Origin of the sequence: Flavobacterium sedimenticola, from assembly GCF_030053345.1 — a bacterium.
GTDB lineage: Bacteria > Bacteroidota > Bacteroidia > Flavobacteriales > Flavobacteriaceae > Flavobacterium > Flavobacterium sedimenticola.
Genome location: NZ_JASGBP010000001.1, coordinates 744,473 through 766,835, shown reverse-complemented (window position 1 = coordinate 766,835; position 22,363 = coordinate 744,473). Strand labels below are relative to the sequence as shown.

Genomic DNA, 22,363 nt, shown 5'->3' with positions numbered 1-22,363 from the left:
CTTTTCCTTTATTACTAATTCCCTATACTACATATGACTCAAAATCTCTTTCTTCAACGCATCGTATTCGCCTTGCAGAATGAGTCCGTTGTCCAATAATTTTTTGTACGACTGTAATTTTTCAAACAATTCGTCTTGTGATAATTCGGCTAAGCCCGATTTATCATCGGGAAATTGTTTTTCGTCGCGGTAACCCGATTGCGCTACCGGAATAATCTCGGCAAAATCGGTCACTTCTTCTGTAGCTACTTCTTCAATGATTTCGGGTACTTGAGTAAGCGGTACTTCCGCAACAACTTCAGCTGTTTCAGGTTGTTCTTGTACTATTGTTTCGGCTTTAGGATGTTTGAGTAAATCCAACTGCTCCTTGGCAAAAGTGTATAATTTTCGGGCTTGATTTTTCGGCAAATAATCTACCGTATGGGTCAAATCGGATTTGGTGGAAAATGTAAAATCGGCTCCCAAAATGCCTTCTTTTACAAAACTCGCTTCGATATCGTCCCAATCGTAATCGATAAACTCCATCGACAATCCCAGATTTTTGGGTTTGCATAAAATGATACGCTTGTTGGTTACCACAATACTGTCGGGGAAAATAGTCACGGCCGGTTTCTTTTGCACGGCAATATAGCCCACGGTTTCATTGGTCATCAGCAAGTTGTTTAATTTGCCTGTGATTTTCTCAATGGCTTTAGGATCTTGGTCTTCGTTGAGTATCTTCTTTAAATTATCTAACATGATTTATGGTTTTTGTTCGACACCAATTTTCTGCAAAAGTAATGCCTAATTCTCACTTTGAAGAATTTCGGATTGAATTTTTTTAGTCAAACTTTTGAAAACCAATTCATAAGAATCCCGAATCAATTCACGCATCATCGTATCGGAAACATCGCTGTTAAAAGCGACTGTATTCCAATGAATTTTGCTCATGTGATAACCCGGATTGACGGCATCGTATTCGGCTCGCAGTGCTTCATTTCGCTCGGGATTTCCTTTTAAATTGAGTGAAGGCGAACCTTTTTCCCATTCTTTCAAAGAAGTCAGGCAAAACATTTTACCGCCGACTTTAAACACCAACGTATCTTCATCAAACGGAAAGTGTTCGGTAACTCCTTTTTGGGAGAGACAGAATTCATAAAGTTGCTGAATATTCATTGTTTTTGATTTTTTCCTATTTCACCCAAATGAGTAAACTTGAATCCGGTTTCGTATTTCAATCCGTAACCCAACATTCGGTCCATTGAAGCATGTGCAAAAAGTATAATCCCTATGAGTTGTATAGTTTCGTTTGAAAAATACAATCCGGCTACATAAACCAAAACGGCTACACCACGATGATGAAAAAAATTATAACATCCGGCTCCGACTTTATTCCCAAAGAGATACCCCATCATCGAGAAATCGGGCGTTAAAATAAGAACTAAAAACCACCACCAGGCAAAATGCAACTGGCTGAAAAGGAATATTCCGAAAAGAAATAATCCCAGCTCTTCTAACTGTATTGTTGTTTTCATTTGATTACTTTTTCCATCATTTTTTCGGGATGCGCCAAGGCCTTAAATCCGAATTTTTCATATAAAAAATGGGCGTCAGAAGTGGCTAATCGCCAAATCTTGACTTCTTGTAGTTGCGGTTCTTGCATCATGGCATCAATCAAAACAGAAGCATACCCTTTGCCCCGATGATTTTCATCGATGAAAACATCCATCACATACGCAAACACCACATAGTCGGTAATGACTCTGGCAAAACCAATTTGCTTTTCATTCAGATAAATTCCGAAACAAACCGAAGCATCAATGGTGGTTTGCACTTCTTCGATGGTTCTGCCGGCAGCCCAATAAATGTCTTTTAAAAAGTTTTGGACAAACGGCACATCCAACTTACTTTTATCGGTAGAAACTTCAATCATAAGGCGTATAGAATAGGTTTGGATGGCGAGGCATCGTTTTCAAACGAAGCGATTTGCAAATTCAAAAGATAGTTGCCGTCCGGCACTTCATTACCCACATAAATCATTTCGGTTATGGTGCAATCCAATCGTGCGTCGGCATTGAGGAGGTTCACATCTTTTACATTCCAAAAAGCTTTGTGTGCTGCTAATTTCCCTCCGTCTTCTTCCCTGTCTACACTCGGCAAATCAATCAGTAAATGTTTGATTCCACTTTCGCGGATAAAAATGGCTGCATCTTCAGATAAATAGGGCGGATTGGTATGCGAATACTTTTGCTGTGTTTTGATGATGTCATTCGGCAATGTTCGAATGACTACTGCTTGGGGCGTTCTTCCGTTCAATGCTGTAGCTAGTTGAAATTTGGTAATAATCCAATCGTCCGCTACTTTTTCGGGAGTTACCGTAATCAATTCGGCGATGAAGAAGAATTGCTTCAAGCACTGATTAATACTGTAAAAGGCTTTTGTAATATGACCGAGGCATTCGGTGTGCGTGCCGTGTCCGTGCGGATTGAAAAAAATATTGTTGAAATTCGTCGAACTTCCTTCGGAAACTTTGCCCACCCATTCGCCAAAACGCACCGGCTCAATCACCGGTTTTTCGATGTACCACGCAATCGGATTGGCTTCGGTATTCGACAAAGGAATGGAAATATCAATGGGTTTTGATAAATCGATAGGATATTGGTGGTCAATAATTGCTTTCAAAATATAACCGTTAAGGAGTTAAGAAATGGACACTAAGATTAGTTTAGACTTTAGAAAGCCTTTATTTAACCTGACTTCTTAATGTTGAAAATCATTCCAAATTTAGCAAAAACAAATCACTCGCAATTCCGTCGCTCAAAAACTTCCCTCTTTGGGTAGTTCTGAGGGTATTGTCGTCGATAAAAAGCAAATGGTCTTCGATATATTTGGCCGCTTGTTGATGGAGATAGTCCAAATAGGTCTTCCCGAATTCGGCGGCAATCCGGTCTAAAGAAACGCCCCAAATAGTACGCAAACCGGTCATAATGTACTCGTTGTAGCGGTCCGTTTTGGTTAACCTCTCGGTTTCCATCGGCACTTTGTTTTCGGCCAACGCTTTTAAATAAAGGGCATTGTTAGCCACATTCCAACCTCGCTTTTGACCGTCATAACTGTGCGCCGACGGACCAATGCCGATGTATTTTTTGCCCAACCAATAACTCGAATTATTTTTGGAAAAATAGCCTTCTTTCCCAAAGTTAGACAACTCGTAATGTATAAAATCGTTGTTTTCCAAAGTCTCCACCAGCAAGTGAAAATGGGCTTGCGCCAAATCGTCATCGAGTGGCGGAATGAGTTCTTTTTGAATAAAAGTATGCAATGCCGTTTTGGGTTCTACGGTAAGCGCATAACTCGAAATATGCGGAATGTTGTATGACAAGGCGGTTTCGATATTTTGGAGCCATTTTTCGCTACTCATATTGGGCATGCCGTAAATCAGGTCAATCGAAATATTATCAAAGTATTTCGTGGCCATTTGCAGGCATTGCTTGGCCTCGGCAACGTTGTGCGCCCGATTCATGAGTTTCAAATCGTCTTCAAAGAACGATTGAATCCCAATGCTCAAGCGGTTGACTTTATTTTGAGACAGCTCAACGATTCGGGCTTCCGATAAATCATCGGGATTGGCTTCTACAGTAATTTCGGGCCTGTCAATTACGTTGTAATGGCGAAAAACCGCATCAATCAAAAATCGCAAATCGGCCGTTTGCAAAATACTCGGCGTTCCGCCGCCAAAATAAATGGTTTCCACCACTTCGTTTTTAAACGTGTCTTTACGCAAAGCTATTTCCTTTGCTAAAGCCAAAACCATCTCCTCTTTCTTTTTTAGGGAAGTCGAAAAGTGGAAGTCGCAATAGTGACACGCTTGTTTGCAAAAAGGGATATGAATATAAATGCCAGACATAAGTCTGGCAAATATAGTTGTAAAAAAACAGAACTAATACTGATTACCAGGAATAGAATGTTTTAAATCTGCCGTTGGTCACTTGAATGACCTGTGACGGATTGGATGGATTGGTAGCTGTAAAGGAATACGTTCCTTCAATAATATATCCGATGAAACCGGCACTGGTTTTATTTGTTACCGTTAAAGTTCCGGCGCAATTATAGTCTGTAAAATCAACACTGGCTGTATTGAACTTAGACAGTTTTACAAAATTGGTGGTGCTTGCCGCCGTAAAATTATACGTTCCGGGATTGTTATTGGTAGCATCAAATCCTATACTTATCCTGTTCTCATCATCACTTAATTCGCGTAAAATAAAATCATCAATAGAGTATCCGTTGTTAGTATATGAATTGGTAGAATACCAATTTTCACCGGCAATTTTACAATCTACACCTAAGCCTGCTACATTGGGCTGTGTTTCAATGTAAGTAACTTCAAACTCTCCGCTAACCGGAACAGAATTGGAGTTTAAATTATCGAATTCTTCATAAAGATTTCCCGAGAAAGACACATGAACTCTTTTGTTGGTTTCATCAATTGAAATCAAATTGAACGTAAAATAATGGCCACTGAAATTTTGGTACGTTTCGGTATCCGGAAAATCAAAATCAGAAACTGAAAACGAGCTTACCGTTCCCAAATCCCCGAATTTGTTAAAATTAAACTCAATACTCTGACCATTGGCTGCAGTTCCTGAAACCACTAGGGAATTTTCCACTTTCTGCGCTGTAACATCAATAATATTAACATTGTTGCCATCGTAAACATAGGTAAAACTGTCTCCTCCGCCTCCGGAGCCGCTATCGGATGAACATGAAACCGTTAGAACGGCTAAAACGAATAATAAAACCAGAGAATGTGCTTTTTTCATAAATTAGTTTTTAAGGTTAGTTTTACAAATATATTCTTTTTTACATTTTTATTTTTTAAGAAGTTAAATTTATTCTTATATATTCGCAAAAACTATAACCAACTTTTATGAAAAAAATTTCTGCTTTATTTTTAGTGTTATCCTTAACACTATTTTCCTGTTCCTCAGACAGCAACAGTGATTCGAATTCCTCTCAATTTGCGATGACCGCAAAAATCAACGGAGTGACCTTTGAAGCCAATAATCCGTTTGGAACTAACCTGTTTTCGGACACTAATATCTGGGATTATTTCCCGTTAGAAGACTATGTTTTACTGCAAGGCAGACAAGGAGGCGTATGGGGTAATCCCGAAATCAATCTTTGGCTGAAAAGAAGTGATATTGCTGTCGGTACTTACACTATCGGACAGGAAACTTTTAGCACGCCACCATCGCATTTTATTGATTTGATTGACAATGCCAACGATGTCTCAGAGCACACTAAAAACGGAACTATTGTGATTACGGAAGTCAACACCAGCACTAAAATTGTAAAAGGAACTTTTGAGTTCTATACGGTTAATGAATTGGATCCAATGGGTCCGGTGAATTTCAATGTAACCAACGGTACCTTCCGATACAAATACCAAGATTAATAATCCTGACAAAAAAAGAAGCCGAACTAAACGTTCGGCTTTTATTTTTTTACACGGTCTTCATTTTGTTTGACAAAAGCTTCCCAACCGGTGTAGCTCTTTCCCGCAGTAACTTTTCCGGAATTAAAGAAATGACAAACCGCTGCCGCTAATCCATCGGTGGAATCCAGATTTTTGGGCAATTCTTTTAAGCCTAAAAGTTGCTGCAGCATTTTGGCTACTTGCTCTTTGCTGGCGTTTCCGTTGCCGGTGATGGCCATTTTGATTTTTTTGGGTTCGTATTCGACAATCGGAATTTGACGCGACAAACCGGCCGCCATAGCCACGCCCTGCGCTCTTCCTAACTTTAACATCGATTGGACATTTTTCCCGAAAAAGGGAGCTTCAATGGCAATCTCATCAGGATGATGCGTTTCGATGAGTTCAATCGTGCGCTCAAAAATGACTTTGAGCTTGGTATAATGATCATCGTATTTACTCAAAATAAGTTCATTCAACTGGATGAACTCCATTTTTTTGTTGACAACCTTAATCAATCCGAAACCCATGATGGTAGTTCCGGGATCAATGCCTAATATGATGCGTTCGTGGGCCAAAGTGCGCTTTTTTACTTTGGTAAAAATAGCAAACAAATATGGATTCCATAAAAAAAAGGCCGTTTAAAAAACGACCTTTTCTTGCACTTGTTTTATTTCTTATTGCACGATGAATTTTTTAGTCAATTCATTTTTACCGTCTTTTACTTTTACCAAATAAACGCCGGACTGTAAATTATTCAATTGAATGGTTTCATTAAACATTCCGTTATTGCTGTAATTGTTGGTAAAAATCTGTCTTCCTCTGATATCGAAAACAGCTAATTGAATGGCTTCCGCAGAAGTAGAGTTGAATTGAACCGTAAAGTTTCCGTTATTCGGATTGGGATAGATGGCAAAATCTTGAATGGTATTTTGCTCCACGCTCAATGGCACCGGAACCGTACTACACAATTCCAAACTCCAACTGTTAATGGAACCTCCGTCTTGGTTATACGAATCTAAAACTCTCAGTGTCCAGGTACCGTTCATGGCTTGTCCGTTGAATGCCGTTAATGATTGTAACGGTCGAATCGTTCCGGTAATAGCGGGGTTCACTTCACAAACTAACGGAATACCGGAGTCGTCAAAGGTAGCATCTACATTGAGTAAATCATCACTCACACAGGGCTGTGCGACCAATTGTACTTGGGTACCGGCCGGACTAATTAGCGTAATCGTCATATCGTTTACCCAAGTATGTGAAATGTTCATCGTTACATTAACATCCGAAATGATGTTGGTAGAGGCCACACTCAACGTTGAATTCACCGTCACATTCGCCGTGGTCGGAATAGTAATCGGCACATTGGTTGAATTAAAAACGCTGCAATCGGGCAATCCGGTTTTAAACAAATTAGCCGTACTAAAGGCCCCTACACACGCATTATTTTTAGGCAACACGCGCCACACATATTGAGTGGCATCAGCCAATCCGGTTACATTGAACGAATTGGTCGTTACCGTACCCGAAGCTACTATGTTGTTGAAATTATCATCTGTAGCTACTTGTACCTCATACATCGTGGCGTTGGCGTTGGCCGGCCATGTCAAGGTCACAGTAGTTGGAATTCCGGTTTGTAAATGAGCCGGATACGTTAAGTTCTGCGCAGGGAAATTGGAATTGAATAACTCCAAATAAAACGGTACCGTTTTAGACACGGCACCCGAAGTTGCCGTTACCGTCATGCTGTAAAAGCCGGGCGTTTCGGCACCGGTATTACTGATGGTTAATGTGGCATTTCCATCGGCCGTTAGGGGATTGGGTGTAACGGTTGCCGTAGCTCCTGCCGGTTGACCACTGACAGTAAAAGAAGTAGTTCCCGAAAATCCGCCATAGGTTGTATACGGAATTGTGTAAGTAACAGTATTACCGGTACAAATTTGCTTGTTTTGCTCCTCAGCCACACCATTGAAAGCCACGGCAAAATCCGAGGTTGGCGCTACGATGGAAAAGTTTGTATTTGAGATATCGTAGAAAATATGCTTGTATCCTTTTACCATAATGCGGTTGGTTGTCCCCACATTATTCGGCACTGTAATCGTTTCCGAACCATCATTAGGCACTTTACTCGCTAATTGAATCGGATAGGTGAATCCGCCATCCGTAGAAAGGAAGATATCCACATATTGTGCGTTTACACCGTTTGCTGTTGTTCCGGCCACAGCCCAAGTTACCGTTTGATTGGTTCCTACTGTCCAGCTCACTGCTGTGTTAGGAACTGAAACCAAAAATGGTCCGGCGGTGCCGTTTACCGTAACGCGCATCGCATCGGAATTGGTTTGACCCGCACCGGCAAAATTATCTCTTACCGTTAACACAAAATTTAAGGTTCTGGCCACAGAACTCAATGCCTCAACAATGATGTCCGTTCCTTGTGTAGTGGATTGGTTCGCTACCACTCGAGCCAAAGGCGGAAAGTAACGGGAAGCCGAAGATACCGGATCGTAAGAACGCCAGTTCGGTCCGCCGGTTTTAGTGGCAGAAGCCGCACTGGCTGTACCGGTTTGTGTCGTAGCGCTATCGTTTTGTTCCCAACAGTAGGTCAATTCGTCACCATTAGCATCGGAAGCTATCCCTGTCAATACAAACGGAGTACTCCTAGGGATGGTATAATCCAAACCTGCATCCACCACAGGAGCAACATTGGTTAATGTAACACGGGTCGGACAGGTTTTATTGACCATGTTATCCTGAATTTGCTTGATGGAAGCATACACAAAATAATCATCGGAATTAGGTTGCACATCTTGTGCTGTAATTCCGGCATATCCCATGATAGTTGAACCGGAACCCGGCTCTACATTAACCCCGGAACCTTCAACGTTATTGGAAAACGTATGGTTTCCGCCAAACTGATGGCCTAATTCGTGTGCCACATAATCGATATCAAAAGTGTCTCCCATAGGGACACCATCGGCCGGAGACGTAATTCCTCTTCCCTTAATGCCATCAACGCAAACGCAACCGATACAACCGGCATTTCCGCCACCGCCGGTAGAACCGAACATATGACCTACATCGTAATTTGCTTCTCCGATTACATTGGTTAAGGTAGTTTGCAATTGGTTATTCCAGTTCCCCATAGTCGTATAGGGGTCGGTTGCAGCATTGGTGTAAATGACAGCCGAATTGTTGGCAATAATATTCATGTGAATGGCCAAATCTTTTTCAAAAACGCCGTTAACACGTGTCATGGTAGCGTTCATTGCTGCCAATGCACCGGCTACAGTACCGCCGAAATAAGCGGTATATTCCCCGTTACAAGACAATGCTAATCGGAACAATAACAATTCTCCCGAACTTGACATAGGAGACGGCGATGTTTGTCTTTGCAAACTGTGTGCTATAGAAGCATCTTCAGTGGTACAATGAAAAGGCAACTCGCCTCTTACTCTGCTCGATTCATAAACCGCATACACAGCACCACCTTCGGTATACGGCTCAATAAATTCATTTCGCTTATCGGTACGAAAAATCATGGCTTGTATGCCGGAATCGTCCGAACTCATTCGGATTTGCGCTTTTTTATCGTCTATACCAACACCGATATACGATCTGATATTCGGAAATTGCGCTTGCAATTCGGGCGCAAAATTGGAAAATTCAAACATTTGAAATCGTTCCGTCCCACCAGTGGCATTCGGCACCGTGATGATGGTGGCCGAATGTTTCGCTGTCAAACGATTCGGTGCCGATTGCAAAGCCGATTTTAATGACGCTACATTGGTCGTAAAAAGAGAAAATGCCGTTGGAAAAGTAGTGCGTTGCACTTGTTTTAACGGCACCAGATTTTGTGCTGTTACTTTTTCCCATGTTGCGTGTTGCGCGAAAACCGTAACGCTGAGCAAAAAGAAAAATAATAAGGTACTTTTTTTCATGGATACTTTTGAGTTTTTGGATGTAGTTTAGTTAGTTTTTATAGAATAATTCAAATAAAGTCGTAAAAGTATATTTTTTTTTCAAAAAAACAATCTTTACCTCTTTAAGTTTATCAGTATCAGATAATTTAGGAAACCATTACAGATATACGTTACTTTGCTTCATGAAAAAAAGTCTCCAAAACCAAACCTTTCTTTTCGCAGCTAAACTGACGATAGTGTTACTTTGTTTTTACTTTATTTACACCGAACTCAGCAGCAATACCCAACTCGATTGGGAAAAGTTTTTTCAATTGGTGGTTCAAAAACAATCGGTTTTAGGAGTGCTTTTTCTGTTGTCGTTCAGCGTTGCCAATCGGTATTTGGAAATTGTAAAGTGGCAAAACTTAGTTCAGTGTATCAAACCTATTACAATGGGGGAATCAACCCAGCAAGTTTTAGGCGCGCTGACGGCCGGCCTATTTACCCCGAACGGTTTGGGCGAATATGCAGGGAAAGCCTTGTTTTTTGATAAAAAGAAAACTAAAAAAATCATCTTTCTGAATTTGATATGCAACGGAATTCAGATGGTATGGACCATTCTCTTCGGAACTATCGGACTATGGATTTTGGGTTACCACCTATGGGTTTTAGCTATTATCGGAATCCTAACTTTTGCCGGATTGCTTTCATATCTTACCCATACAATCAAAATAAAAGGCTATTCCTTGGGGAAATTGAAAGATAAAATCAACGAAATCCCTAAACCGATTCATCGAAAAAACATACTGCTGGCTTTGGGTCGCTATTTGGTTTTTTCACACCAATATTATTTTTTATTTCTGGCTTTTGATGTAGATTTACCTTATCTAATGCTGATGGCTACCATAGCAGTTGTTTATTTTCTGGCTTCTTCATTGCCGAGTTTTCAATTTCTGGACTTTGCCGTTAAAGGAAGTGTAGCGCTGTTTTTTTTCGGAAAATTAGGCGTAAACGAATGGATTGTGGTATTCATATCGATGCTGATGTGGTTTTTAAACATCGTGTTACCGGTAGTAATCGGCAGTTATTTTGTCTTAAAATTTAAACCGAAATGGAATTGATTACTATACTACTAACCTCAATCGTATTCATTTATATCGTCATACTCCTGCAACTGATTTTGGGTTTTGACAAAATTAAATCCTACAAAAGAAACGGAGCGGCACCCAAAACCGCTTTTTCTATTATTGTTCCTTTTCGCAACGAAGCGAAAAGCTTACCGAACTTATTAGCTTCTTTTTCGCGTTTGAATTATCCGCCCGAGCTCATAGAAATTATTATGGTAGATGATTTTTCGACCGATGACTCGGAACGCATTTGTATTCGGTGGCGTATGGAAAATGACGCTATCGACACCACGTTGTTGGAAAATCTAAGACTGTCCGATTCCCCTAAAAAAGATGCCATCGCCCGAGCCATTCCGATTGTCAAACACGATTGGATTATCACCACGGATGCCGATTGCACGGTTCCTAAGAATTGGTTACTCACTATAGATAATTACATCCAAAGCCATCAGCCTGAAATGATAGTCGGCGCCGTAGCCTACAAAGCTAAAAACAATTGGTTTCACCAATTTCAACAATTGGATTTGTTGAGTTTGCAAGGCACCACTATAGGCAGTTTTGGTATGGGAAAACCGTTTATGTGCAATGGGGCTAATTTTGCCTACACCAAAAAGCTTTTTATAGCGCTCGACGGGTTTAACGGCAACCAAAAGATAGCCTCCGGCGATGATGTCTTTTTGTTGCAGAAAGCAGTAGCCCAAAACCCGGAAAAAGTGCATTATCTCAAAAACCGCAACACGATCGTAAAAACCAAACCCGAAAACGATTTGTTTGCGTTCTTCATGCAGCGGGTTCGTTGGGCCGCCAAGACTACCGGTTACCAAAGCACTTACGCCAAAACTTTAGCCGTGGTGGTCTTGTTGATGAATCTGAGTTTGGTGCTGGGCTGCGGCTTATGGATAGTGGGAAAACTAGAGGGACGTATCCTATTGGGTGTATTTTCGGCTAAGTATGTCATTGATTACGGATTGCTTTTTAAAGCCAACACCTATTTGCTGAAAGGCCGATGGCTGTTGCCTTTGGCAAGCAGTATAGTATATCCTTTGTATGCGAGTTTCATTGGCATTTACTCGCTCTTCGGCACTTTTACATGGAAGGGAAGGCAATTTCAAAAATAGCCCCGATTCCTTCGGCAGTCGCTTCGTTCGCGTAATCCGATATCCTTTTTAGGAAAGGGCGAAACTTTAGCGCAGACCTTGCCTGAAAAAGACAAAGACGAAAGCCGGAAACAACTCCTAAAAATGATTATTCTTGCTTGATGATGACCGGTAACACGAATTGGGTTTTGACCGGAATACCGCGTTTGAGTGCCGGATTTATTTTCGGGAAGTCGACCAAACGGGCGCGCAATATGCTGTCGATTTTGATGGTATCGTAGGCCCCGGAATCTTTAGGAAATTCGGGTTGGAACTCCAACGTGGCGTTAGGCAAAACGGTGACTCTGACTTCAATGGTATCCAATTTGGGAAATAGTGTCGATAAGGTATCGACGGCTAGTTTTTGCTGAATGGTGGTGGTGATAAAATCGAAAAAACACTGTTTGCGGAGGTTTTCATCGGTGAGTTTCTCACAATCGTCTACCGATGGGTATTCATCGACTTCATTCCAATTGATTTCTTTCATTTGTTTGTCGAGCAGTTCTTGTTCGGAAGGCACTTTCTTCTCGAGGTATTGGCAAGAAAAACAAAGGGACAATAAAAGTAAAGCAACCGCTTTTTTCATGAATGACTTCAATGGATTAACAATTTCAAAAATAAGAAATTAAATTCACGGTGCGCCGATTTCCCCAAAAAAGAAAGCCTTCTCGAGAGAAGGCTTATCTGATAGGTGTATTTTAGTTTATTCGACGATGAGTTTTTTAACGGCTTTGAGCCCCGATTCGGTGGTTACTTCCAACAAATATATTCCTTTGGAAACCGCGGAGAAATCGATGGTTTGCGTTGGTAAAGCAGCCGTTGGTTTTTGTGATAGTATCATTTTACCCAACACATCATACACCGTCACTGACGAAATCGCGCTGTTGTTTTTCACGGTAATGGTAACGATATCGGAAACCGGGTTCGGATAGAACACAAAGTCGGCACTTTCAAATTCATCAACACCCAATTGTTGCACAAACTCGGTGTTAAACGTATTGGTAATAATCGGTGGGTTGAAATCGAAATAAATCGAAGCCGTATTCGGAATGATATCGCCCACCGCATAGCCGGCTCTCGGTTTGATTTGGAAGGTGATGTATCCTTTTCCGATGTTGGTATTGGCAACTGAAGGCGGTAATTGAATGTTCTCGAAAATCCAATTGACATTGTTGCCTACCCTGTCCATCACATAAGGATGACTGGCGCTCATCATGCGAATGGTGCTTTCATCGAGATCGGCACTTAGCACATCATTTACGCGCACATCGATAGCGTTGGCCGTTCCGGTATTTTCAAAACGGATGGTATAGGTTAAAAAGTCGTTCGATGTAAACGAAGAATGAAGAATTCTTTCCCCATGGGCTTCCATTTTATCGTTAGGATCGTAGGCTCCAATGATAATTTGGCTGTTTGAAGCAGCATTATTAGCCGGAACCACATCACCAACGAGCGGAACAATAGTAGCCGAATGGGTTAATAATTGACCGATACTTACAGTTGGTATGATAGGCACCTGCATCGTCACCGTCATTTCTCGGGTTTCAAAAGGCAGTAAGTTGGCGAAATTATACGTAAATCCGTTTGCTGTTGGCGTAGTTCCCGATTGTGTATTGTTTGTAATGGTGACTACCGGATCTTTGGTGAAACTCACGGTCCCCGAGGCTATGGTTTGGTTGCCTAGATTGGTGTATACCACTTTATTTTGATAGGTAAATCCCGGTCTTGGTGCATTAATCGGCACAATCGCCACCGCCAAATCGTTGTAATTTTGAGTAACGGTTACCGGGAAATTATAGGTTTGCATACCGGCACCGACAACCACATGAACATTGCTGTAAGACGCCGTAGAGACTGCATAGGAAGACGCATAATTCGGATCGATGGTGTAAGACAGTTGATATGAATTAGAAGCATTGGTGTCGTAAATATTGTATACTCCGGTTGGTGAAACTAAATTGTGAACATTGCCATTACTGTTGATCTCATAGGTGAATTGTCCTAATGGGAAATTTTGTTCCCCACTATCTTGCGTGCCGTTGTTATTGGTATCTAAGAAAGCGTTCAAACGCAATCCGGTACAATCGATGGCTCCGGAGCCCGAACCTCCTCCTTGATTGGTTTGGATAATGGTAATGAGTCCCGGTTGATTGCTGAAGTTGGTCACCATCATCAAATAAAACTGTCCCGGTAACGCATTCGGAATTACAGGAAATTCTATAGCGGATGTCGAGTAGCTACAAGAAACTATGTTGCTAAGCAATTGGCTTTGATTGGCACAAGGCGTAACCGGATCGGTAAACGGACCATAGACGATGTAATCAACATCTATCTGGTTTCCACTTTGATTAGACACTTGGCTAATTTGTAAGTTGATGGTTCCGGCATTGCTGACCGGCAAATAAAACCATGTCGAATTAGGCGTGGTACTCAAACAACCTGAAGTACCGGAATTACCCAAGTTGACGGTGTTGGCAAATGGAACACCCAGAGAACTGCACAAGGAATTGGCTTGTGAACAAGTGTAAGCCACATTACAATTGGCAAAAATCTGCAATTGGAAACTGTAGATATTATCGCAATCGTTAGGCACAGTCTCGCGAACAAAAACAGTAACAATAGGGTTTTGTACACTTAAATTCAACGCAGCAGGATTGGTAAACGGTACTACTTGGTTTTGCGCATTGGACAAGCTCGGGTAATATTGTATCGAATTGGAGGTATTGAGTTGCGCCTGCACCGTGGTTAAATCGAAGGTTACCATACCATCGTTATTCTCGTCACATTGTTGCATATTGTTTAATGGTGTTACATTATTGGTAAATGTCTCAACCACTAAAGCAAAACCAAAAATTTGGAACTCCCCGGTGGCATTGTTTTGCAAACGAGCATAAATCACTTGTCCGTGTTGGGCACAAAAATTTGATTCATTAGTGATGGCCGCTACCCCATTTTCGGCATCGGCTTGCGTTTGATGGTAGGTTATGGTGTATTCTGCCGGGTTTAAATTCCCCATGATATAGGCATCATTTTGGGTCAAATCAAAACAAGCAAAAGCAGTATCCCCGCATTGGGTTAGATTGATAGGCTGTCCGGGTTGCGGCGAACAAGGCATTGTCATAAACTCACTCCAATCGGAAGCAGCACTGGTACCCGAGGCGTCACAATTGGCAGTAACACTGAAAATATAATTCGTGTCACAAGACAAACCGGTTAACACATAAGGATTTACATTGGCAAATAAACTAATAGTAGGTCCTCCGTTCGAGGAAATGGCTATATTCCACGACGTTTCGGTTCCTTGTGAGGTCCAGCCAATTACCGCTGACGTTTGGGTCAGATTGCTCACGGTAATTTGCGTTGGTGCCGGACAATTAGGATTCTCGCATTGAATGGTTGCTAACTCAATCACTCCTATGGCAAAACAACCGGTAAGCGGATCTTCTATGCGGTAAAAAACCGGTGGCTGATTGGGTGAGGCGAACTGGCTGATATAGCACGTTGGATTTAGAATCTCATTGACATGAGCCATTGCATCAAACTCGGTCGCAAAATAAGATACTATTTGTGTGGGTCCCGGAGTAACCACAGCGATGTTCCAACAAGGAAAACTGGTAGTCACATCGGCACAATTCGTCACCGTATACGTTGGGGCATCAGGAGCTTCATTGACTTGTAACTGATAGGTTAAATATTGTACTTCCTGGGTGGCAATGGTCACTATTCTGACAAAAATAGTTTGGGTATTGGGACTAATATTAAAATAGGGGCTTGTCAAAGGATTGGCTCCGGTTTGTGCGTCCAACTGCGTTTCATGATGCGTGATGAGAAACTGTTGCGGGTTGTTATTGCCCATAATTTCCGCAGAGATTTCATCCAGCCAAAAGGACGCTATTCCGTCGTTGTTATCATCACACACGTTGTTAAACTGTGTCGGCTGATTGAAATTTTGAGCCATCATTAGTGACGTAGCCAAAAACAACGCCCATACGAGTAGTAGTTTTTTCATGTTTTATTGGTTTGGTTTGATTGATTAACAGCATTTATTACTTGTCTGAAGCAATAAAGCAATGCAAGGTACAAATTTTCAATTAATTACGGAGAAAAAAATCGAAAGGTATAAAAGCAAAAAAGCCATCCCTAAAAAGGGAAAGCTTTTCATTGGTCTAACTACTAAACCTTGATACGAGTTACAAATTCGTATCGAAACAACACAACTAATTTTGAATGACCCGATTCCGATTTTCAACCTTTCGGATGCATTTCTTTTGCTTTTTTGGGAGCCTGAAAAAGTATTTTTTCAAAATCCTTTTTTGGGCAAAAAAGGATTTCATTTCTGAAATCCTTTCCCAATTTTAGCGGTCTGGACGGGACTCGAACCCGCGACCCCATGCGTGACAGGCATGTATTCTAACCAACTGAACTACCAAACCATCGCTTAATTGCGGTTGCAAATATACAACCGTTTTTGATTCCTGCAACTTTTTTTTCTAAAAAAATCAACAGTTTTTTTCGAGGCTAACCAAACATTTGTTTTTCAACTAAGTACGTGGTTAAAATTTTTTCAAAGGATTCTTCTACCGCTACCGGAACATACTTAATTTTATTTTGAGCGCAAGTCATAGCAAGCGATTTAAAATAGTCGTTCACTTTTGCTTCATAGGCTTCTTTAACCGAATCGGCAAAAATATTGATTTGTTCACCGGTTTCCAGATCGATAAATTTACGCGGTGCATTGTCGAAATCAAAATTAATTTCGGTTTGCTTATCAATGACGTGAAAAACCACTACTTTGTGCTTGTTATGTTTTAAATGTTGCAGCGCATTAAACAAGGCTTCCTTGTTTTGCATTCCGGGATTAAACATATCCGTAAATAAAATAATCATGGAGCGACGGTGCATTTTTTCGGCAATTTGATGCAGAAACGTAATGGTATCGGTCGACTTGGCTACTTTGGGATTTTCGAGTAAGTCTTCCAGTTTATTGAGAATCATCCGATGGTGACGGTCGCTGCCTTTTTCGGGCGCATAATATTCATACGTGTCCGAATATACGCTGAGTCCGACCGCATCGCGCTGCTTTTTGAGCAAGTTCATCAATACTGCGGAAGCCAAGACCGAAAAACCGATTTTATTGTGGTAAAACGGCTCATGGGATTGCAACTTCGGATAATGCATGGAAGACGAATTGTCGATAATAAGATGACACCGCAAGTTGGTTTCTTCCTCGAATCGCTTGGTATACAAACGGTCGGTTTTGGCATACAGTTTCCAATCGATGTGCTTGGTACTCTCACCGGTGTTGTATACTTTATGTTCGGCAAACTCGGCGGAAAATCCGTGGAAAGGCGATTTGTGCATGCCCGAGATAAAGCCTTCCACGACTTGGTTGGCCAGCAATTCCAAATGCTTAAATCCGGAAACGAGTTCTTTTTGTGCTTCAATCTTCATCCGTCAAATATAGCCAATTGAAAGATTTGAAAATTTGAAAATTTGAAAATTTTAACACCTGTTGTTTAAAAATCCCCAACGAGTAGACCAGCCCCGATTGGAGCAAACTACCGCGTAGTGCGGAAAGCGGGACGCGTTTTCCTAAACATTACAAATGCCGTGCTCCTGAAAATAAAAAAAGGTCTAACTTGCGTTAGACCTTCGTTTCTTTTTCATGGTATTTTACAACAAAGCGTCGATAGCGTCGGTGTAGGTTTTTTTAGGCGCAACGCCTACTTGGCGACCTACCACTTCTCCGTTTTGGAACACCAACACGGTTGGAATATTACGAACACCGTATTTAGCGGCAAACTCTTGATTAGCATCTACGTCTACTTTACCGACTACTGCTTTGCCATCGTACTCCGATGAAATTTCGTCGATTACCGGACCTACCATACGACATGGTCCGCACCAAGCTGCCCAAAAATCTACTACTACCGGTTTATCTGATTTCAATACCACTTCTTCGAAAGTAGCATCTGTTATTGCTAAAGCCATATTTTTATTTTTTAAATTATTGTATGAAATTATTTCGCCAAAATTAGGCAATTTATTTCGGATTTGTACCCGAAAAAAATCAGTTTTGGCTATTTCGTCATTATCAGAATTGATTTTTTAGTTCAGACTGAATTTAATGTTCATTTTTTCTAATTCCGACAATAGTTCGTTAGATATTCGAATTTTTAATTTGCGGCTCGGCAACGAAATGCGCGTGGCTACCTGCACTTGCTCTTCCACCACCGGTAAATCCAGTTCAACTTCCTCCGGATTATCGGAATCTGCCATCAATTCTTCGTCGACTCCCGCTTTGGGCAGTGGCTCGACCGGTTTGAGCACTTTCTCAAACTCCATGACTTCGAATGTCACGGTATGATCGCCCTTATTGGCCGTGAACAATTGATTGAGTTGATGAATGAATTCGGTTTGCAACTCGTGAATATCCATGTGGATACTCAGTTTTTTGGCGAATTGCGGCAACACATCCTGCAATTGTTTCACATCGGCAAACTGCAATCGCGGCTCCGATTTTTTACCGGTCTCGCGGTTCACCCAACCGTCTTTTACGGTGACTTTGAAATACACAAACTGGTTATTCACCAGAAAATGACGGAATTTCAGGTACTCTTCGTCAAAGATTCTGAATTCGTGACTTTCGTCGTACCCTTCTAACGTAAACATGGCCCAATCTTTACCGTTTTTGGCGGTTTTGTATTGCACATTGGTTACAATACCAGCAAACGTGAGCGTTTTACCCACATAACTTCCGAGGTTTTTGAGATTCTCCAGCTTACTGTTACAGAAATATTTCATTTCAAAACGGTAATCGTCTAGCGGATGTCCCGAAATGTAGATGCCGACTACCTCTTTTTCTTTGGCTAATTTTTCCATAGTGCTCCATTCTTCACACGGCGGCACTTTAGGTTCCGGAATTTGCACTTCACTCGACTCGCCGAACAAGCTTACCTGGGATGAATTTTCATTCTCCTGAAACTTGGCACCGTAACGCATGGCTTTTTCCAAAAAGGTAATGCCGTCGCCCTCGTCGTGAAAATATTGCGCGCGATGCGTATCGGAAAAACAATCGAATCCGCCGGCTAAGGCTAAATTTTCGAAGGCTTTTTTGTTGGCGGCTCTGAGGTCGATTTTTTTGGCCAAATCGAAAATCGATTTGTAGTTGCCGTCCTTGCGATTCTCCACAATGGTTTGAACGGCTCCACCGCCAACGCCTTTGATGGCGCCCATTCCGAAACGAATCGCATAGTTTTCGTTTACGGTGAATTTATAGTAACTCTCATTCACATCGGGACCGAGCACTTGTAAGCCCATGCGCTTACATTCTTCCATAAAGAATGATACTTGTTTGATATCATTCATATTATTGGAGAGTACGGCTGCCATGTATTCGGCCGGATAATGCGCTTTAAGATAGGCGGTTTGGTAGGCAATCCAAGCGTAACAGGTAGAGTGCGATTTGTTAAAAGCATATTGGGCAAAAGCTTCCCAATCCTTCCAGATTTTTTCGAGTTTTTCCGCATCGTGTCCGTTGGCCACAGCCTGGTCGATGAATTTGGATTTCATTTTATCCAAGACATCTTTTTGCTTTTTACCCATCGCCTTACGGAGGACGTCGGCATCACCTTTGGAGAAGTTGGCCAATTTTTGCGAAAGCAACATTACCTGCTCTTGGTACACGGTAATTCCGTAGGTATCTTTCAGATACTCTTCACAGGCTTCTAAATCGTATACAATTTCTTCCTCGCCGTTTTTGCGTCGCACGAACGACGGAATATACTCGAGTGGGCCCGGACGATAGAGCGCATTCATGGCAATCAAATCGCCGAAAACTGTTGGCTTTAAATCTTTGAGGTATTTTTGCATGCCGGGCGACTCGTATTGGAAAATCCCAACCGTTTCTCCGCGCTGGAACAACTCGTACGTTTTAACGTCGTCTATCGGAAACGCATCGGGATCGAGTTCTATCCCGGTGCGGTATTTTACGAGCTTAACGGTATCTTTTATTAAGGTTAGGGTTTTCAAACCCAAGAAGTCCATTTTGAGCAAACCGGCACTTTCCACTACGGAGTTGTCAAACTGCGTAACGTACAAATCCGAATCTTTGGCCGTAGCCACCGGAACGAAATTAGTAATGTCATCCGGTGTAATGATGACGCCGCAGGCGTGAATTCCGGTGTTGCGAAGGTTGCCTTCGAGTACCTTGGCTTGTTGGATGGTTTCACTGCCTAAGTCGTTCCCGTTGGCCAACTCGATTAACTCTTTCACCTTATCAAACTCTTCGGCGCGTAACGCAGCTTTGAGTTTGTCGTTATCGAGCGTAAAGATTTTGGCCAAATTCAAATTGGTCGGAATGAGCTTAGCGATTTTATCGGCTTCAAACAATGGCAAATCCAACACGCGAGCGGTGTCGCGCACCGATGATTTGGCGGCCATGGTACCATACGTAATAATTTGCGCTACTTGTTTGGCCCCGTATTTATTAATCACATAGTCCATTACACGACCGCGACCTTCGTCATCAAAATCAATATCAATATCGGGCATCGACACACGATCGGGATTGAGGAAACGCTCAAAAAGCAAATCATACATCAAAGGATCGATATTGGTAATGCCGAGGCAATAGGCCACCACCGAACCGGCTGCCGAACCACGGCCCGGCCCAACGGAGACGTCCATCTTACGCGCCGCAGCGATAAAATCCTGAACAATCAAAAAGTAGCCGGGATAACCGGTATTTTCAATGGTTTTCAATTCGAAATCCAGACGTTCCTGAATTTCGGGCGTGATTTCGCCATAGCGCTTTTTGGCACCTTCATAAGTCAGAAAGGCCAAGTATTTGTTTTCACCTCTTTTGCCACCATCGAGCGCATCTTCAGGTACTACAAATTCCTCCGGGATGTCGAATTTAGGCAAGAGTACCTCGCGCGACAAATCGTATATTTCAATTTTATGGACGATTTCCTCGGTAGTAAGGATGGCTTCCGGCAAATCGTGGAAGAGCTTTTTCATTTCGTCACTCGATTTGAAATAGTATTCCTGATTGTTAAAACCGTAGCGATAACCGCGACCGCGACCAATAGGCGTGGATTGTTTCTCGCCATCACGAACACACAATAAAATGTCGTGCGCATTGGCATCTTCTTTATTGATGTAGAACACATTGTTGGTGGCTACCGTTTTCACCCCGTGTTTTTTGGCCAACGAAATCAGTGAGGCGTTCACGCGATTCTCATCTTCCTGATTGTGTCGCATTAACTCGATGTAAAAATCGTCACCGAATTGTGCTTTCCACCAAATAAGTGCTTCTTCAGCTTGGTTTTCGCCTATGTTTAACACTTTACTCGGAATTTCTCCATTGAGATTTCCGGAAAGAATAATAATATCTTCTTTGTACTGTTGGATGGTTTTTTTATCAATCCGCGGCACATAATAGAAGCCTTCGGTGTAGGCAATGGAGGAAAGCTTGGCCAAGTTGTGGTAACCATTTTTATTTTTAGCCAAAAAGACCACTTGGTAGCCGTTGTCTTTTCGGGATTTGTCGTGCAGGTTGTCACACACATAAAACTCACACCCTACGATAGGTTTGATTATTTTTTCAGAAGGCACTTCGCCGGCTTCTTCCGCCTGTTTGTTCTTGGCTTGAACCGATTTGTTATGTGCCAAAATATCTCTCACAAAATGAAATGCACCCATTAAGTTGGCATGGTCCGTCATGGCTACCGCCGGCATTTGGTGTTGCACCGCAGCGGTCACCAAATCTTTTACACTGATGGTCGATTGCAATACCGAAAACTGGGTATGGTTGTGCAGATGCACAAAATCGACCTCCGATAAATCGTGATGAATACCGGTTTGAGACGTAGACCCGGACTCCTCAACTTTGGGCTGAAACTGCTTTCTGATTTCGTCTGAAGCTTGTTTTAAATTGATATGCTTCAGTCCAATCAGTGCAATTTCTTTCGGATTGTTTTGATTGAAATTTTGAAAATAATCGGCCGGAACATCCAATTCCTCTTTGGTAAAAACCGCTCTTCGCACCAACTCCAAAAAACAACGGGTAGTGGCTTCCACGTCGGCAGTAGCGTTGTGGGCTTCGGCAAACGGCTCTCCGAAAAGGTATTGATGCAATTCGGTTAGCGTTGGCAATTTAAATTTTCCGCCGCGTCCGCCGGGTAGTTTTAAAAGCTCGGCCGTCACTTCGGTACAGGTATCCAGTACGGGCATGGATGCCATGGGTGAATCTACACCCAAACGGTAAAATTCACATCCCATAATGTTAACATCAAAACCTACATTTTGCCCAACGATGAACTTGGCTTTGGAAAGCGCCGCATTGAATTTTTTGAGTACTTCCGACAAAGGAATACCTTGGGCTTGCGCCAATTCTGTCGAAATTCCATGAATACGCTCGGCATCATACGGAATATTGAACCCTTCAGGTTGTACCAAGTAATCTTGATGCTCTATGAGATTTCCCATCGCATCGTGCAACTGCCAAGCAATTTGAACACAACGCGGCCAATTATCAGTATCGGTAATCGGTGCCGCCCAATTACGAGGCAAACCGGTAGTTTCGGTATCAAAAATTAAATACATAGCTTGAGGATAATCCAACAGTTAAACTCCCCATTTTCAAAACACTAAACGTGTTTAATATGAGGATTTGAATCCTTTCAAAAATAAGATTTCTGTAGGTAGCAATCAATTTTAGTTATTAACAAAAAACAAAAAACC

General features: G+C 41.9%; 17 protein-coding genes and 1 tRNA gene. 3 read left to right on the top strand and 15 right to left on the bottom strand.

Features of this window, described 5'->3' with window-relative positions:
- Positions 1 to 27: 27 nt before the first annotated feature.
- The 7 genes from QHT84_RS03505 to QHT84_RS03475 form a co-directional block, all read right to left on the bottom strand.
- A complete protein-coding gene (locus QHT84_RS03505; RefSeq protein ID WP_283238150.1) occupies positions 28 to 738 on the bottom strand; it encodes a PH domain-containing protein in 711 nt (236 codons plus the stop codon).
- A 45-nt stretch (positions 739 to 783) separates the two neighbouring features.
- Positions 784 to 1,155: an MmcQ/YjbR family DNA-binding protein gene (locus tag QHT84_RS03500; protein ID WP_283238149.1), complete on the bottom strand. Its 372-nt coding sequence runs from the start codon at positions 1,153 to 1,155 to the stop codon at positions 784 to 786.
- Positions 1,152 to 1,514 carry a DUF4260 domain-containing protein gene (locus QHT84_RS03495; RefSeq protein ID WP_283238148.1) on the bottom strand — a complete coding sequence of 121 codons (363 nt, stop codon included), beginning with the start codon at positions 1,512 to 1,514 and terminating at the stop codon, positions 1,152 to 1,154. Before QHT84_RS03495 ends, QHT84_RS03500 begins: the two co-directional genes overlap by 4 nt.
- A complete protein-coding gene (locus QHT84_RS03490; RefSeq protein ID WP_283238147.1) occupies positions 1,511 to 1,912 on the bottom strand; it encodes a GNAT family N-acetyltransferase in 402 nt (133 codons plus the stop codon). Before QHT84_RS03490 ends, QHT84_RS03495 begins: the two co-directional genes overlap by 4 nt.
- A complete protein-coding gene (locus tag QHT84_RS03485; RefSeq protein ID WP_283238146.1) occupies positions 1,909 to 2,661 on the bottom strand; it encodes a cyclase family protein in 753 nt (250 codons plus the stop codon). Before QHT84_RS03485 ends, QHT84_RS03490 begins: the two co-directional genes overlap by 4 nt.
- A gap of 91 nt (positions 2,662 to 2,752) precedes the next feature.
- Entirely contained in the window at positions 2,753 to 3,886 is a 1,134-nt protein-coding gene (hemW, locus tag QHT84_RS03480) for a radical SAM family heme chaperone HemW (protein WP_283238145.1), read from the bottom strand.
- Positions 3,887 to 3,929: 43 nt separating this feature from the next.
- Positions 3,930 to 4,802: a hypothetical protein gene (locus QHT84_RS03475; RefSeq protein ID WP_283238144.1), complete on the bottom strand. Its 873-nt coding sequence runs from the start codon at positions 4,800 to 4,802 to the stop codon at positions 3,930 to 3,932.
- Positions 4,803 to 4,909: 107 nt separating this feature from the next.
- Here QHT84_RS03475 and QHT84_RS03470 point away from each other — a divergent pair, with 107 nt between their 5' ends.
- Entirely contained in the window at positions 4,910 to 5,437 is a 528-nt protein-coding gene (locus QHT84_RS03470; protein ID WP_283238143.1) for a DUF6252 family protein, read from the top strand.
- Between the two features lie 41 nt (positions 5,438 to 5,478).
- Here the strand turns inward: QHT84_RS03470 and ruvC are convergent, their stop codons facing one another.
- Together ruvC and QHT84_RS03460 are read right to left on the bottom strand one after the other, a co-directional pair.
- Positions 5,479 to 6,033: a crossover junction endodeoxyribonuclease RuvC gene (gene ruvC, locus QHT84_RS03465; protein ID WP_283238142.1), complete on the bottom strand. Its 555-nt coding sequence runs from the start codon at positions 6,031 to 6,033 to the stop codon at positions 5,479 to 5,481.
- 99 nt (positions 6,034 to 6,132) lie between these two features.
- Positions 6,133 to 9,393, bottom strand: coding sequence for a zinc-dependent metalloprotease (locus QHT84_RS03460; RefSeq protein WP_283238141.1), 3,261 nt, complete (start codon positions 9,391 to 9,393; stop codon positions 6,133 to 6,135).
- A 164-nt stretch (positions 9,394 to 9,557) separates the two neighbouring features.
- On the opposite strand from QHT84_RS03460, the gene QHT84_RS03455 reads away from it, so the two are divergent.
- Both QHT84_RS03455 and QHT84_RS03450 read left to right on the top strand, forming a co-directional pair.
- The gene (locus QHT84_RS03455; RefSeq protein ID WP_283238140.1) at positions 9,558 to 10,475 is read left to right on the top strand and encodes a hypothetical protein; all 918 of its coding nucleotides are present in this window, start codon (positions 9,558 to 9,560) and stop codon (positions 10,473 to 10,475) included.
- Complete coding sequence (locus QHT84_RS03450; RefSeq protein ID WP_283238139.1) at positions 10,466 to 11,599, top strand: glycosyltransferase family 2 protein; 1,134 nt, start codon at positions 10,466 to 10,468, stop codon at positions 11,597 to 11,599. The genes QHT84_RS03455 and QHT84_RS03450 overlap by 10 nt, the downstream gene beginning before the upstream one ends.
- A gap of 127 nt (positions 11,600 to 11,726) precedes the next feature.
- Here QHT84_RS03450 and QHT84_RS03445 read toward each other — a convergent pair whose 3' ends face one another.
- The 6 genes from QHT84_RS03445 to dnaE all read right to left on the bottom strand — a co-directional run bounded on the left by QHT84_RS03445 (position 11,727) and on the right by dnaE (position 22,225).
- Positions 11,727 to 12,203: a hypothetical protein gene (locus QHT84_RS03445; RefSeq protein ID WP_283238138.1), complete on the bottom strand. Its 477-nt coding sequence runs from the start codon at positions 12,201 to 12,203 to the stop codon at positions 11,727 to 11,729.
- A gap of 117 nt (positions 12,204 to 12,320) precedes the next feature.
- Positions 12,321 to 15,626 (bottom strand): T9SS type A sorting domain-containing protein, encoded by a 3,306-nt coding sequence (locus QHT84_RS03440; protein ID WP_283238137.1) that lies wholly within the window; start codon positions 15,624 to 15,626, stop codon positions 12,321 to 12,323.
- Between the two features lie 350 nt (positions 15,627 to 15,976).
- Positions 15,977 to 16,050 (bottom strand) — tRNA-Asp (locus QHT84_RS03435).
- An 85-nt stretch (positions 16,051 to 16,135) separates the two neighbouring features.
- The gene (locus QHT84_RS03430) at positions 16,136 to 17,068 is read right to left on the bottom strand and encodes a DUF58 domain-containing protein (protein ID WP_283238136.1); all 933 of its coding nucleotides are present in this window, start codon (positions 17,066 to 17,068) and stop codon (positions 16,136 to 16,138) included.
- Positions 17,069 to 17,290: 222 nt separating this feature from the next.
- Positions 17,291 to 17,608, bottom strand: a complete 318-nt coding sequence (gene trxA / locus QHT84_RS03425) for a thioredoxin (RefSeq protein ID WP_283238135.1) — start codon at positions 17,606 to 17,608, stop codon at positions 17,291 to 17,293.
- Positions 17,609 to 17,725: 117 nt separating this feature from the next.
- Complete coding sequence (dnaE, locus tag QHT84_RS03420; RefSeq protein ID WP_283238134.1) at positions 17,726 to 22,225, bottom strand: DNA polymerase III subunit alpha; 4,500 nt, start codon at positions 22,223 to 22,225, stop codon at positions 17,726 to 17,728.
- Positions 22,226 to 22,363: the final 138 nt, after the last annotated feature.

Excerpts from the sequence above, each read along its gene's own strand:
- QHT84_RS03505 (WP_283238150.1), bottom strand. The coding sequence starts at position 738 with ATGTTAGATAATTTAAAGAAGATACTCAACGAAGACCAAGATCCTAAA.
- QHT84_RS03500 (WP_283238149.1), bottom strand. The coding sequence starts at position 1,155 with ATGAATATTCAGCAACTTTATGAATTCTGTCTCTCCCAAAAAGGAGTT.
- QHT84_RS03495 (WP_283238148.1), bottom strand. The coding sequence starts at position 1,514 with ATGAAAACAACAATACAGTTAGAAGAGCTGGGATTATTTCTTTTCGGA.
- QHT84_RS03490 (WP_283238147.1), bottom strand. The coding sequence starts at position 1,912 with ATGATTGAAGTTTCTACCGATAAAAGTAAGTTGGATGTGCCGTTTGTC.
- hemW (WP_283238145.1), bottom strand. The coding sequence starts at position 3,886 with ATGTCTGGCATTTATATTCATATCCCTTTTTGCAAACAAGCGTGTCAC.
- QHT84_RS03475 (WP_283238144.1), bottom strand. The coding sequence starts at position 4,802 with ATGAAAAAAGCACATTCTCTGGTTTTATTATTCGTTTTAGCCGTTCTA.
- QHT84_RS03470 (WP_283238143.1), top strand. The coding sequence starts at position 4,910 with ATGAAAAAAATTTCTGCTTTATTTTTAGTGTTATCCTTAACACTATTT.
- QHT84_RS03460 (WP_283238141.1), bottom strand. The coding sequence starts at position 9,393 with ATGAAAAAAAGTACCTTATTATTTTTCTTTTTGCTCAGCGTTACGGTT.
- QHT84_RS03455 (WP_283238140.1), top strand. The coding sequence starts at position 9,558 with ATGAAAAAAAGTCTCCAAAACCAAACCTTTCTTTTCGCAGCTAAACTG.
- QHT84_RS03450 (WP_283238139.1), top strand. The coding sequence starts at position 10,466 with ATGGAATTGATTACTATACTACTAACCTCAATCGTATTCATTTATATC.
- QHT84_RS03445 (WP_283238138.1), bottom strand. The coding sequence starts at position 12,203 with ATGAAAAAAGCGGTTGCTTTACTTTTATTGTCCCTTTGTTTTTCTTGC.
- QHT84_RS03440 (WP_283238137.1), bottom strand. The coding sequence starts at position 15,626 with ATGAAAAAACTACTACTCGTATGGGCGTTGTTTTTGGCTACGTCACTA.
- QHT84_RS03430 (WP_283238136.1), bottom strand. The coding sequence starts at position 17,068 with ATGAAGATTGAAGCACAAAAAGAACTCGTTTCCGGATTTAAGCATTTG.
- trxA (WP_283238135.1), bottom strand. The coding sequence starts at position 17,608 with ATGGCTTTAGCAATAACAGATGCTACTTTCGAAGAAGTGGTATTGAAA.
- dnaE (WP_283238134.1), bottom strand. The coding sequence starts at position 22,225 with ATGTATTTAATTTTTGATACCGAAACTACCGGTTTGCCTCGTAATTGG.